The following is a 13,720-nucleotide window of genomic DNA, read 5'->3' as shown; positions in this document are numbered from 1 at the left end:
TTAACTATCCCCTTAAGGCCTCTTAAAACATGAATGAAACCTATCTCATTGATGTAAATTTGCCAAAATATTTTAGTTTCTTCAATGATCCCCGGTTTATACATGTTGTTGATATTAATCCGCGTATACAGGGATACCCCCTTTCCAATAGCTCCATTATATGCCACCCCGGGAATCGTTTCCAATAGCTCAATGATCTCTTTGTAGGGTTCAATAACTTTTTCAATTTGACCCTCTGTCTCTGCCAGTGTTGTTTCTATCTTTGAAATGTTGGATAATATTGTTTTTAGCATAAAACGGTGATGATCCGTAACATATCCTGTTAATGCCTCTACAATATCTTTTTTGTCTGCTTTAACACGCAGCGTTTTAACAATATATTCCGTAGAGATTAAATAACAGACGAAAAAATTTGTTTCTTTACAATGTGGAAGCAATAATCGGACCTATTCTTCTGCAGAAGTTCAAAACCAAAACCCATAAAATATTGTAATAATAACAAAAACCAAAAAACCATGAAAACACTAATGTATTTGTCCCTTATTTTTTTGGCCGTTTCCTGTATGGAGGAGAACGGAAGTTATATCAGAACCACGGATGTAGTGCCCATAACCGAATTTTCCATCCCGGACAGTTCAGAAATTTCCGATACCATTCAAATAGCAGCAACGGCAGAGGCTAACAATGGTTGCTGGAGCAATCTGCGTTTCAGCCTCGATAGCGTGCCCCCTCAGACCAACAGCGATACCGATACCGTTGCTACCCAGCTTTACAGACTTCAAGCCATAGGAGATTATGAAAGCCATGGTACATGCCCGCAGGTGGTCGTTACCGCGGATACCATAATTGATCTGGTTACCAGACAAAAAGGCAACTATGTCTTTTATGTAACGCGGAATTCATATTCCTATACGGTTGATACCCTGTTGGTGGAATGAATGAATCATTGATCTTCGAACATACTTTCTTTGCTCTGCCAGGGCAATATCCTGGTTAAGATATATACTTTTCTTCGCCATAACGTGGATTTTATACGAAAAGTAATTACTTTCCCGGGCCGGAATATGCATTGTGGATGTCACTGACATGCTTTCAGTCCACTGAATATCTATCTTGAAGTTTAAATATCCACTTTCAGTCAACTGAATTATCATTTATGATGACAAAAATATTATCATTAACTTACAGCCAAATTCAACAACATGATAAAAACAGAAAAAGGGCACTCCAAGAATCAACCCTTTCGGAGAAATAAATTTTGTGATTGACCGAATTAATTATCCCGGGATCAATGAATCAATTGACAATCAATAAGGTAAAAGGCCTACTCAGGCTAAGTATTCCTACAGAGATTTGTTTTGAAAGCGGGTACAGGAATATAGCCAATTTCAACCGACAATTCAAGGAAATTACGGGGTTAAGCCCCCGGGAATACAGGAAAGCGTATGGTTAATTTTCAAATACAAGAAAAACGGGTGTAGATTCATTTCTGAACCCACACCCGTTAATCTAGCAACAAATCCGGGTAAACCAAATACCTGGAAATGAACGGAACTGATCTATGAGGACAACAAAAAAAGCAACGTTTAATTAATAATTCTTTGAAGCCATATCCTTGATGCGGGAGCTGAACTTTAATCCCTTATCTTTGGCATGAGAAGCCGCAAACTCATATTTCAACCGATCGTCCTCAAGAACAAAATTCAAAGCAGCTCCCCGCTTTATGCCTGTTTCACTATCACTGACCAGCAGTGTATTGGAACTCAATCTTTTGTTCAAACCAATCAGTTGTTTACTGTGGACACTTGAAACAAAAAGAATATGACAATCACTGACATTTTCGGCTGCCCTGAATCGCTCAACCTTAATATCTCTGGTAATGACTTTTTTACCCTCAGTAAAGTCTTCCAGTTCCTGGTAAATGTCGTTCGACCCCAGCACACCAATTACAAAATCTCCACTTTGACCAGATTGTGACCATTCAAAGAATTTGGTGAAGTTGTAAATGAACTTCGCTTTGGCTTCTGCAATTCCTGATTGTGCCTGAATACCTGAGCCAGTAGCAAACAGTACAATAAATAGTAGTAGTAGCTTTTTCATAATACATGATTTTTTATTGTTAATGTAATCGATTCGATATTTCTGAATTTTTGTTGCTGTAAAATTGAATATAGACTTTTAAATAAAGACGAATAAAGTGGTGATCTTTCTAAGCAGTAGCCGGTGAGATAAATCACCGAATTTACTGAAACTTTTTACTTGTTTTCTTTTTACTGCCTGAGAACAGACTAATGGCGGGAATTTATCAGGTCTTCCATTATAAGGCGATACAACCCGAAAAATAACAGAGGTAAGCTGTTACATATTAGAGAATGAATTCAGTACAATTCCAGAAGATACCGGTTCCGCAACTACTCAATGCTGGAAAAATACCTCATAAACTGTGAACGCTCATAAACCAAAGGATCCTTCAAGTTTCGGTAGTTCAATTTTGCCCTGAACTGGTCAATTGTTTCATAAGAATGGTTTTCCATCCATTCTGTTAATTCCTCCAGTATCCTGCTAATCTGGCCAAAACCATTTTTATATATGGTAGAGCAGATCTGAACGGCATCCGCACCGGCAAGCAATTGTTTCACTACAGCCTTACCGTCGTGCACACCAGTACTTGCTGCAATATCGATCTTATGGATTTTGGAAGATACAATGCCCACCCACCTTAAAGAATGGCGCAAGTCGGCTGGAGAACTAAAGACGGGAGCAGAAGTGAATTCCATGGTTTCCGGATCAATATCCGGTTCATAAAAACGGTTGAAAAGCACTACTCCCGGTACATCCAAAGCATTTAACCTTTCCACTACACCCACAAGATTGGTGAAATGGTTGCTAAGCTTGAAGGCAAAGGGAATGCTTATGGTATCCTTTAATTTGTCGGCCAGTTCGTAATAGATCTGCTCATACTTATCGGCTTTTGCATTTTTATCCAGGGGCAGGATAAACACATTAACCTCTAAGCCATCGGCGCCTGCTTCTTCAATTTGTTTGGCAAACTCAACCCATCGTTTGGAGGAAATGCAGTTGATGCTGGCAAAAACAGGAATGGATACCTTCTCCTTGGCTTCCCGGATCAGTTTTAAGTAATTTTCCACAGAATTGTTTCTGATATAATAATTTACATAATCCATGGCCTCGGGATAGTCTGTACCTTTTGCCAGTGTGGCCGCATCATAATTGATCTGTTCTTCAAACAATGATTTGAGCACCACTGCGCCGGCCCCGTTTTCCTCTATCTTGCGGATTTTGTCAACGGTATTGGATAAACCCGAACTGCTCACTACAACAGGATTCTTTAATTGTGTACCGAGATACGTGGTTTCTGTATTGATCATATTATTTTGTTATTGTATTTAGACGACGTAAAATTAATGAATATTTCTTTTCCCAAAAATCAAACTCCCTATACGCACCATGGTGGTGCCTTCCTCAAGGGCCACGTGGTAATCATTTGACATGCCCATGGAAATTTCTTTAAAAGCCGGATCATTGGGAAAATAATTTTCCTTCAGTTTATTGAAAATATTTACAAGTTCCCGAAACTCACTTCTTACCTGTTCCATATCCTCAGTAAAAGTAGCCATTCCCATAAGGCCTCTTACCTTTATGAAATCATAATTGTTAAAAGCTTCGGAATCCAGCAACTCCTTTGCTTCCTGTAAATTAAATCCGAACTTGGTTTCCTCCCTGGCAATGTGAAACTGCATCAAAACATCCAGCACACGATTGTTCTTTTTCCCCTCCTTATCAATTACATTAAAAAGTTTGGGCCGATCGACTCCGTGAATCAGATGAACAAACGGAGCAATATATTTCACTTTATTGGATTGAAGGTGACCCACCATATGCCATTCGATATCTTTAGGCAGATCCTGATATTTGCTGACCAATTCCTGAACCTTATTCTCACCAAATATCTTATGACCTGCCTGATAGGCTTCCATTATATCTTCGTTAGGCTTGGTCTTGGTAATGGCTACGAGTTTTACCCCTTCGGGAAGCTCCTTTCTAAATTTATAAATGTTCTCCGCTATACCCATATTTCAAATGATTAATATTGAACAAAATTAATAAAAATAGGATGAAATTAATTTTATGGATTCTCATTCAATCGCTGCATTAAATTAACAAATTATGGCACAATGAATGAGCAATTATATGATCAATAAAAACCAATGATTTTTTAACTTAGCACCTGCTATGTTTAATTCTTAAGGTATGAAAAATCTCACAAGATCCATTGTTCTGTCGCTGATCATCGGTATTCTCACTTTACCTGCCTTCTCCCAGCCTCTAAAAGAAAAAGTGAACCGGGAAAATATCCGTACGGTCAAAATGCATAAAATGAACGAACCCCTCTCCCCGCCTGTCATCAGATTGAATTCAGAAGAAAAGGTCACCCTGAGCTTTGATGATATGGATGGAGGCACAAAAAACTTTTCCTATAAAATTATACATTGTCATGCCGGCTGGAAACCCTCGGACCTGTTTGAATCCGATTATCTTTCAGGGCAATTCACCAGTGAGATCTATAATTCACATAGTTCCTTCAATACGCTGAGACAATACACACACTATGAGCTCAACATCCCCAATGAAAACATGAAACCGGTATCTTCGGGGAACTACATGCTTATGGTGTATGCCAATAACAATCCGCAGGATACTGTTTTAACACGAAAATTCAGGGTAAGCGAGAAAATCATTGGCATTAAAGGAGAAACGGAAAGCGTCAATCGGATGAGCCGGAACAAACCCAACCAGGAACTGAATCTATCTCTGCAAACGGGAAACATCCAACTTAACAACCCCAACAACAATCTCAAAATTGCTGTACAAAAAAATTACCACAACGAAAAACTGTATGAATCCCTGAATCCTTCATCTATGAATGGTAATCGAATTTCCTACGAGATGAATGAAAAACTGGTCTTTAAAGGAGGAAATGAATTTCACCATTTCAACACCAAAACCACCGATTATGCAGGTGCCCATATTAAAAAAATCAATTTCGAACAAAACAATTTTCATTTTCTGCTGGAAACAGATAAAGACAGAAATTTCCAGCAATATAAAAACAATAAAGACCTGAACGGTCGGTTTCAAATCGATAGTGAAAACAGCGAAAATCCGGATACCGAGGCCGATTATGTGTATGTATATTTTACGCTGAAAACCGAACACTCCGCTGCAGGTGGCAAATTTTACGTTACGGGCGCCTTCAACAACTGGAATTGTGAGCCGGAAAACAGAATGATATTTAATAATGAAAGGAAAGTGTTTGAAAAAAGATTGCTGTTAAAACAAGGATATCACGACTACAAATATACCTTCAAATCCAACGAAGAAGAAGTCAAACCTTTTTACATTTCAGGAAACCATTATCAAACGGAAAACGATTATATGGTTTATATATACTACACCGATTATAAAAAAGGTTATGACCGGCTGATTGGGCATACACTGATTAATTCATCTGAGAAGGCCTACTGAAGGGGTTGATCGTTTGACAAAGAGTTTGACAGGAGTTTGACAAAGAGTTTGAAAAAGAGTTTGAAGATTTGATGATAAGGCCGATAGTTGATTTAATGGTCCCTGGTTGACGTTTATAGTCATTGGTCATTCGGTTGTCATTCAGTTGTCATTCAGTTGTATCTACAGTACATCAGTCGGGTAGCGAAGGCATCATATTTTTCTTCGACCCAAGTACCTGCCCACAAGCAGCCGGGGCGTGAGGCATTAAAAGAAGGTTCTGTTAACAGGCCGGTGAGACCATCGAAGAGGTCGGTATGTCCATCCACTTCATCGGTAACGTCATCAACCAGATCGGCATGACCTTTTACTTCATCGGTGACCCCATCAACCAGATCGGTACAACCATCCATTTCATCGGTAACATTATCTAAGAGATCGGTATGGCCATCTACTTCATCGGTGACATCATCAACCAGATCGGTATGACCTTCCACTTCATCGATAACATCATCAACCAGATCGATAAGCCATCCACTTCATCGGTGACACCATCAACCAGATCGGTATGACAATCCATTTCATCGGTAACATTATCTAAGAGATCGGTATGGCCATCTATTTCATCGGTGATATCATCAACCAGATCGGTATGACCTTCCACTTCATCGATAACATCATCAACCAGATCGATAAGCCATCCACTTCATCGGTGACACCATCAACCAGATCGGTAGGATCGTTTACTTCATCGGTAACATCATTCAGGAGATCGAAACGCCCAGCGATTTGCCCGAAAAGGTCATCGCTGAGCTGGAAAATACCAAATCCCGAGATCATTTTCCTTCAAATACCACTGAATCGGGAGATGCACCCAGGTTCTCCAGGGTTTTATTGATTTCGTCCGTCATCTCGGGGGTACCGCATATATAAAATTCTTTGTTAAGGTCTTTAATGTGTTTCTTCAGAAAATCCTCATTAATATAACCGTAATGGTAACCGGGTTGATTTTCACGGGTCAGGGTAAAAATAACCTGGTCGCCGAGTATATCCTTTAATTCATCCTCCAGAATGATATCTTTCCTGGTTTTATTGGAGAAAAAGAGCATATTACCGTCCACCTTCCCGTCTTTCTTCAATTGGCGCAGGATGGCAATAAACGGGGTAATGCCTGCCCCTCCGGCAATAAAATATCCCGGCCCTTTATACTTTATGGCCCCCCAGGGTTCATTGATCACCAGCTCATCACCTTCTTTCAATTCATCCATGGCATCTGTAACTCCATGCTTTTCAGAATAAATTTTTATGATGAATTCCAGATTCACCTGATCATTCAGTGAAGTAAAAGTAAAAGGACGTTTCTCATTCTCCAGTCCCGGTTTATTGATTGAAACCACAGTAGCCTGTCCGGGTAAATAGGTATATCCTTTGGGTTTTTCCGTGATAAACTCCTTAACGTCATGAGTTATCTGATTTACTTCCAGTATTTTTACTTTATATTCCATAAAATAAGTCCATTTTTAATTAAAATCTAAACATCATATTGTACACCTGAACCGCATGTTTTGTTTAGAGTCTGTCTATAATATCCGCTGGCTGCGTTACGCTCGTTTTTCATGCCAGTCAATTACATCTGGTAGAGACGCACGGCCGTGCGTCTCTACATTTGGCATTCAAAACTCGCAAGCCTTGCCAGCGAACATTCCAGACGAGACTCTTTCAAATCTCTTTGACTTTATAGACAAACAATGTTTAGCCAAAAATCCAATAAAGATAAACAATATTTACTGTATCATCCACTCCATCTTTTACAAGATGCATGCGGGTTTCATTCTGCCTTTCCTGTCAAACTTAATGCTTTAAAGAATCAGAACGACCCGTAATGGTAAATTCCACCCGCCGGTTTTTCTGCCGTCCTTCCGGTGTATCGTTTTCAGCTACAGGTTGCGTTTCACCAAATCCTTCAGCAGTCATTCTTTCAGGGCTGATCCCTGTTTCGATTAAATAATCCCGGACGGCATCGGCTCTGCGCTTTGACAATGTCAAATTATTCTGCCGGGAACCGATGCTGTCGGTATGACCCGTTAATTGAACGGTAATGCCCGGATGGTCCTTCAGAAATCTGCTCATACGATCCAGTTCGGCCTGGGAGCTCTGTGTTAAACGAGCTTTCGCATATTCAAAGAAAATGTTATTCAATACAACAGTCGAACCTGAATCTATTGCAGGGAGATAAATGTTTTTTACCATTTTTTCTGACGTCGGCGTTCCAGTGAGATCCAGATGAATGCTACCGGGAATATACCCTTCTTTATCCGCTACGATTCTGTATGTTCTTTCCGGATTCAAAATGAAAGCATATCGGCCGTCATTACCTGATTGGGTTTCATCCAGCAAACGGCCGGATTTTGAGTCAAAACTCTGAATAGATGCCGATAAAGGCTGATGCCCGGATTGGGTTAACACTTTTCCCTCCAGATGAATCTCCCGGGGCGCCAAGCCCTTGCCGAACAAATGAATCCTGTGCAAACGATCATCCACCCGAAAAACCAGAACGGCACCCGATCTTCCGCCCTGTGCAGGACTAAAAGCAAGGTTAATATGATGTGATGTACCCGGAGACAACCGTTGGCCCTCTATACCATCTGTAATATCAAACTGAGAACTTCCGGCTCCTTCAATACCAAAATCCCCGACAGACAATGGGGTACTTCCGGTATTTTCTATAAACACAAATGAAGTATCCCGTTGATGACTAATTTTCACACTACCAAAATTTAACTGGTCTGCGGGAATGTTGTAACCTTTCTCTATGCCTTTGCCAAGAAGCGAAGTTTTTAAAGTATCCGTAGGAGTGACGACGCCAAGATAAGCCTCACTGGTACCTGTCAAGCGGGGTGAATAATTCAGCTCAATATTTTTTGATTTTCCGGGGTGAAGCGTAAAGGGTTGATGTCCGGAAACCAGGGAAAAATCAGTCCCGTCATCCCCCCCGATAAAAACATTGCGGACCCTGAGAGAATGGTCCGTAGAGTTCAGGAAAAAATTGTTGATCAGGGTATCAACAGATACGCCGGTAATGTGGGATCCAAAGTCTACTTCTTTGAGGGCAGGTTTCGGAGATACAATTTGAAAGGGTTCATCGGACTTATCCTTCTGAAAAGGTTCGGTATCATTGACCACCCATATTTTCACCTTACGTTCGTTGTTAATGGTGATGATGCGATTGCCTTCAGGCCCGAAATAGGCTCTTCTGTACCATTTATTTTCTTCTGCCTCCAACATGTGCACCATATGTTTGCTTTGCAGATCCCATATACGCAAAGTACCATCGCGGCCCACGGTTAATATGCGGGTCCCGTCAGGACTAAAACCAGCGGAATAGACTTCATCATCATGCTGACTGAATGTATGCAGCAGTGAACCCGTATGGGCATTCCACAACCGGGCTGTTCCATCCCTGGATGCACTGATAATTTTTGTTCCGTCGGGACTAAATTCTACATCTGTTACCCATCCCGTGTGAGCTGCAAGAGAATGCTCATAGGTTCTGCGTCCCCTTGTCTCAGGATTATAGCGAAAAGTTCTGATCATCCCGTCATCACCTCCTGAAACAATGATATTTCCATCCGGACTTTGATCCACATCGATTGCCCAATCCCTGTGAGCACGGATGCCATATATGTGGCGGCCGGTGTTGGCATCCCATATCCTTATCGCACCGTCATCGCCTGCCGTAATAACTTCCGATCCATCATCTGAAAAGATGGCCTTATTGATGCCTGAATAATTGGCTGAAAGCCGATGCTGCACGCCCCCGCCTTCGAGGCTAAAAATCATGGCACTCCCATCATCGCTGGCTGAAACAACTTTTTTCCCGTCAGGGCTGGCCACCGCATCATACACCCAATCCGTATGAAATTTGAAGGATTGAATGTATTGGCCTGTATTTGAATTCCATAATTTCAGAGAATGATCGTCTCCGGCAGTAATAATGTACCTGCCCTTCCCGGCAAAACGGGCATTATGTGCACTATACCCAGTGCCACTCAGGGTTAGCAAAGATTCTATACCCCTGGCTCCTGAACCGGACTTGCTTTGTTCAATCCGGATTAAATTATCTGATCCCCGAACGGCAGGGACTTTCCATTCATCAGACAAACCACCGGCAGTACCAACAGACCTCCAGCTTTCCCCCTGATCAGATGAAAACCAAACAGCAACACTGTCGCGTTCAGAAATTCCTTTCCACTCTAAATTTCCCTTTAAGCCGGCTGAATACAACTCGCCCCCGTTGGGCGTAATCAGTTCAAGGCTGGCAGCACCTGATCCACTGCCGGCCTTGGCATAAATATAATAATCGGGGCACCGGTCATTGATAATCCTTATTGGTGTGAAGGCTCCACTATCAGACGATTCATCATAATTTAAGCTTATACCTGCGGTAGAATCTTTATTTATCTGAAAAGGAGTAAATTGAGGATCGCTTAGTGAAAAACCTTCTTCTTTATTATCCAGTACAATATCCTGAATTGTAAAATCTGAATTTATGGCGGAAAGTTCAATATTTTCAGAATTCAACCCATTCTCTGAAGGCTGAAACTGAATGAATGCCGGATCGATATCAAGTCTTACACGCTGCCTGTCAGAAAGTTTATAAGATAATTCAACGGTATGTTCTTTATAGGAAAACAAAGTGTTGATATGCTCATGGCATCCATTCGGGCTTCTCCAGGTTATTTCACCGGGCTCTACAGACTGGGCATTAAGCAATATCTGGTTATATATCTCCTGGGCTTCAGAAGTATCGGTAACTTCACCAAAATGCCTGCCTCCCGAATTCAGGGCCACTTCTTTTAATATATCGGGCATTCCTAATCCTACGGTAACCGGATAAACTACAATATCATGCTTCCTGGCCTGGCGGATGATCTCAGATTCATTTCCACCACCCAATCCATCGGTTAAAAAAATGACCACCTTCTTGTATTTTCCTTCTTTTGCAATTTGAAAAGCCCCGGCATAAGGATTGATAAAGCCGGAATTGTAGTTGGTACCTCCCTGAGGCTTCAGTGTTTTAATGGCTTCTTTCAAACGCTGTTCCGAATGGGTGAAATCAGAATGCAGATAGTTTCCGTGGTCGAAACTGGAAATAGCACATTCGGATACTTCCAGGGGCAACAGTTCAATAAATTTTAAGCCCGCTGCCCGCGCAATCTCCATACGTTCTTTATTCATTGAACTGGATACATCGAATGTAAGTACAGCTGAAAGCTTTTTCGGAGATGTCTTTCTGGGCTCCTTCAAAGAAAGAATCTGTGCCTCTTCTTCGTTTTCAAACACATTCAAATCTTTCCTGCTGAATTGATATACCTGCTCCCCGCCTTCTTTTATATATGAATAACGGGCCCGGATAACCGGATAATTTTCTTTCTCAATATCATATACAGAGAAAAACTGGGCTTCGACGGTAAAGGGCACCAATCCAATGAAACAGAACATAAAAAGCAAATTCTTCACTACAGAAAAAGCCTTCAGAAAAAATATACGGAGCGCATCATAGAAACACATATAAATATACGACTGGATTAACTGTTCTCATTCAAATTTTGAAAGATAAAAAATTTTATTGCGAATTAATAACCCTTATATCTCTTTACTTTGGGTTATATCTTTAAGCTTGACGGACTCTTTTTCACTGTTAACAAGGGGTAAAATGATAAAAGCTACCGTTCCGACAATCAAAAAAATAAGATTGGTAAAAGTATGGGCAATCAATGCAAATACTGCCCCGATATCTTTATCAATACCGAAGAGAAACAAAACCTGAATGACAAGGTAGTGCCATGCACCGATGCCAGCCTGAATGGGCAAGATAAAAGCAAATGAACTGATCGCAAATGTAATAACGGCTATCTTAAAAGACAGGTTCGAGGTAGGCTCATATGCAAAAAATACGACATATAGCATTAAGAGCCATAAAAAGATGATAGACAAAGTATAAAAAACATACAACAGCGAACTCTTTGTCCTGGAAATGGTGGATATCCCCTCGCGAAACTGCTCCTTGACCTTCAGTATCTTGTCCATCAATGTTGAATTGGAACCACCCCGGGAATAAAAAATAAAGAAACCTGCTCCTGCTATAACCAATAAAGTCAGATAAAAATATTCACTGTGTATGGTATTCCGGAATCCATCTACAAGCCTGGGATTGTTGTTAAAAAAATTATCAATAACGGGGGAATCCCATATTATAAGAGCGACTAAAATGAGTGCAAATATGGCTAAATCTGACAAACGCTCAGTTACTACTGTTCCAAGCAGTTTTGGAAATGGTATCTTTTCATATCTGTTGAGAGCCGTGCACCTAGCGATTTCACCTCCCCTGGGTATCAAAATATTAAACAAATACAAAATAAGCACAGCCAGATAGGTATTCAATGTATTGGGTTTGTGGGCCAGTGGTTCGATAAGGAGCTGCCACCGTAATGTACGGACGAAGTGACTGGCAAGACCAAATATCCCTGATAATACAATCCATTCATATTTAAGTGAACTAAGGGTATTCCCAATTTGATCCAGTTGCAAATCTTTATAAATATAGATAAATATGCCAATGCCAATTATCAGAAATATCAATGTCCTGAAAAGGTGTGTCTTTTTCATCCCATTTCTTCTTTTAACATCTGCGAATATACACCGGAATTTTACTTTTACAAAAACAAAACCATGGTTCTTATCCCTCCTTCCGGGACAAGCAGAGTAAGATCATTATATATATATTCAAAATCGGCTAAAAAAGCCATACTTTTTCTATTTCTTCCCTTTCATAGTTACTGGGATGTTTTAACGGGTACATGAAAGAAGACCTGGCGGGGGTAAATCATCCCCGCCAGGTCTGTATCTAAAATATAAATAATGAATTGTCCTGTTTTTATCCCTAATTCAAATTAAACACCACCGGAATGGTAAACTGTACCCTTACGGCCTGACCTCTTTGTTTACCCGGCTCCCATCCCGGAGCATTGGATATCACACGTATCACTTCCTTATTAAGCGAGGGGTCTACACCGCGTAGGATTCGAATTTCCCTGGTTTGGCCATCGGCATCCACCACAAATCTGGCATATACCGTTCCTTCAATACCATTCTCCTGGGCTATTGTGGGATATTCCGCAGTCTTCTGAACATAATTACGGAACGCATCTATTCCGCCCCCTCTAAATTCGGGCATTTCTTCAACAATCATAAAAGTCTGCTGTTCCTCTTCTTCCTCCTCTTCTTCCTGGGCAAAAGCGTCAATTGCGACCTCGGTATCCTGATCGGCCTCAGTTTCCTCCAGCCTAAGCTCATCTTCAATATCAACATCGTCATCCACAATATTCAGTTCTTCGGTGGATGAGGGTGGTGGCGGTGGTGGCTCCTTTTTCTTTTCCTGACGGGTTATCGGTATCTCTTCCTGAACAATATCGGACTCATCCTGATTCTGAAAACCTTCTGTCGTTCCAGGTCTGGTAGTCCACTCAAAAGCAAGCACAATCAAACCCAGGGCAAATATAAACCCTATTTCCAGAAACAGGCCTTTTTTCCTTTCCAAATCCGCTTTTTTTGTTTTCTTTCTTTGCATAGCACTCCATTTTATAAATAATCACCCAAACATTCTCTTTTAAACAAATACACAACAATATTTGTTTAAAATTTTCGACCCGACAATTACACAAGTACATTGTATTGCTAACAGGGTGCAAATTTAAAAAATCACCAATTCACCCCTACAATTATGATGATATATTTAGAAAATTTAACATAAATTTAATATCACCCCCATATATAAAAGGCACCAATTAAAAAGTTAAATCAGAAAGGATATCAATGGATTGTTATTTTTTCAGCTCCTGTTTCATAATTTCGATGATCTCCTCCATATATTTTGCAGAAATTTCCTTATCCCTGGCGAAAAAGGAAACAAACTCACTATGGGAATTTTAAATTATTATTCCCTCCTTATTATACCAAGTTTAATCAAGTTCTCCCTGGAAAAAAAGTTCTTTCTTCAGTTTTTTAATATTGTCTTCAGCTACTTTTCTATAAGTAATAACAATGCCCTTCTTACTTACTTCATGCTCTGAACGCTGTTGGGGTGGCAATTCGCTTATAAAAAGTCTATAATATTCCAATGCTTTGGATTTAT

General features: G+C 40.5%; 14 protein-coding genes. 3 read left to right on the top strand and 11 right to left on the bottom strand.

Translation table 11 applies throughout. From position 1 onward, the window contains the following. On the bottom strand, positions 1 to 293 hold a 293-nt coding region (locus KGY70_09255), incomplete at its 3' end, for a hypothetical protein (protein ID MBS3775363.1). Between the two features lie 222 nt (positions 294 to 515). On the opposite strand from KGY70_09255, the gene KGY70_09250 reads away from it, so the two are divergent. Beyond that, positions 516 to 938, top strand: coding sequence for a hypothetical protein (locus KGY70_09250; GenBank protein MBS3775362.1), 423 nt, complete (start codon positions 516 to 518; stop codon positions 936 to 938). 353 nt (positions 939 to 1,291) lie between these two features. Further along, positions 1,292 to 1,453, top strand: coding sequence for an AraC family transcriptional regulator (locus KGY70_09245; protein ID MBS3775361.1), 162 nt, complete (start codon positions 1,292 to 1,294; stop codon positions 1,451 to 1,453). 137 nt (positions 1,454 to 1,590) lie between these two features. Here the strand turns inward: KGY70_09245 and KGY70_09240 are convergent, their stop codons facing one another. The 3 genes from KGY70_09240 to KGY70_09230 form a co-directional block, all read right to left on the bottom strand. Beyond that, positions 1,591 to 2,100, bottom strand: coding sequence for a YfiR family protein (locus KGY70_09240; protein ID MBS3775360.1), 510 nt, complete (start codon positions 2,098 to 2,100; stop codon positions 1,591 to 1,593). A 311-nt stretch (positions 2,101 to 2,411) separates the two neighbouring features. Then, a complete protein-coding gene (locus tag KGY70_09235; GenBank protein ID MBS3775359.1) occupies positions 2,412 to 3,389 on the bottom strand; it encodes a dihydroorotate dehydrogenase-like protein in 978 nt (325 codons plus the stop codon). 33 nt (positions 3,390 to 3,422) lie between these two features. Further along, positions 3,423 to 4,094, bottom strand: coding sequence for a YggS family pyridoxal phosphate-dependent enzyme (locus KGY70_09230; GenBank protein ID MBS3775358.1), 672 nt, complete (start codon positions 4,092 to 4,094; stop codon positions 3,423 to 3,425). A 178-nt stretch (positions 4,095 to 4,272) separates the two neighbouring features. Here KGY70_09230 and KGY70_09225 point away from each other — a divergent pair, with 178 nt between their 5' ends. Continuing rightward, positions 4,273 to 5,547, top strand: coding sequence for a DUF5103 domain-containing protein (locus KGY70_09225; GenBank protein ID MBS3775357.1), 1,275 nt, complete (start codon positions 4,273 to 4,275; stop codon positions 5,545 to 5,547). A gap of 152 nt (positions 5,548 to 5,699) precedes the next feature. Here the strand turns inward: KGY70_09225 and KGY70_09220 are convergent, their stop codons facing one another. The 7 genes from KGY70_09220 to KGY70_09190 form a co-directional block, all read right to left on the bottom strand. Then, positions 5,700 to 6,023 (bottom strand): hypothetical protein, encoded by a 324-nt coding sequence (locus KGY70_09220; protein MBS3775356.1) that lies wholly within the window; start codon positions 6,021 to 6,023, stop codon positions 5,700 to 5,702. Then, a complete protein-coding gene (locus KGY70_09215; protein ID MBS3775355.1) occupies positions 5,978 to 6,190 on the bottom strand; it encodes a hypothetical protein in 213 nt (70 codons plus the stop codon). The genes KGY70_09220 and KGY70_09215 overlap by 46 nt, the downstream gene beginning before the upstream one ends. Continuing rightward, positions 6,145 to 6,366 carry a hypothetical protein gene (locus KGY70_09210; protein ID MBS3775354.1) on the bottom strand — a complete coding sequence of 74 codons (222 nt, stop codon included), beginning with the start codon at positions 6,364 to 6,366 and terminating at the stop codon, positions 6,145 to 6,147. Before KGY70_09210 ends, KGY70_09215 begins: the two co-directional genes overlap by 46 nt. Next, positions 6,363 to 7,031 (bottom strand): hypothetical protein, encoded by a 669-nt coding sequence (locus KGY70_09205; GenBank protein MBS3775353.1) that lies wholly within the window; start codon positions 7,029 to 7,031, stop codon positions 6,363 to 6,365. The genes KGY70_09210 and KGY70_09205 overlap by 4 nt, the downstream gene beginning before the upstream one ends. Positions 7,032 to 7,377: 346 nt before the next feature. After that, positions 7,378 to 11,028, bottom strand: coding sequence for an OmpA family protein (locus KGY70_09200; protein ID MBS3775352.1), 3,651 nt, complete (start codon positions 11,026 to 11,028; stop codon positions 7,378 to 7,380). A gap of 144 nt (positions 11,029 to 11,172) precedes the next feature. Beyond that, the gene (locus KGY70_09195; protein ID MBS3775351.1) at positions 11,173 to 12,195 is read right to left on the bottom strand and encodes a flippase-like domain-containing protein; all 1,023 of its coding nucleotides are present in this window, start codon (positions 12,193 to 12,195) and stop codon (positions 11,173 to 11,175) included. 274 nt (positions 12,196 to 12,469) lie between these two features. Then, complete coding sequence (locus KGY70_09190) at positions 12,470 to 13,156, bottom strand: TonB family protein (protein MBS3775350.1); 687 nt, start codon at positions 13,154 to 13,156, stop codon at positions 12,470 to 12,472. Positions 13,157 to 13,720: the final 564 nt, after the last annotated feature.

Source organism: Bacteroidales bacterium (assembly GCA_018334875.1).
Classification (GTDB): domain Bacteria; phylum Bacteroidota; class Bacteroidia; order Bacteroidales; family UBA12077; genus JAGXLC01.
Note: the sequence above shows the minus strand (reverse complement) of the source record. Positions and strands in the feature narration are given on the sequence as shown.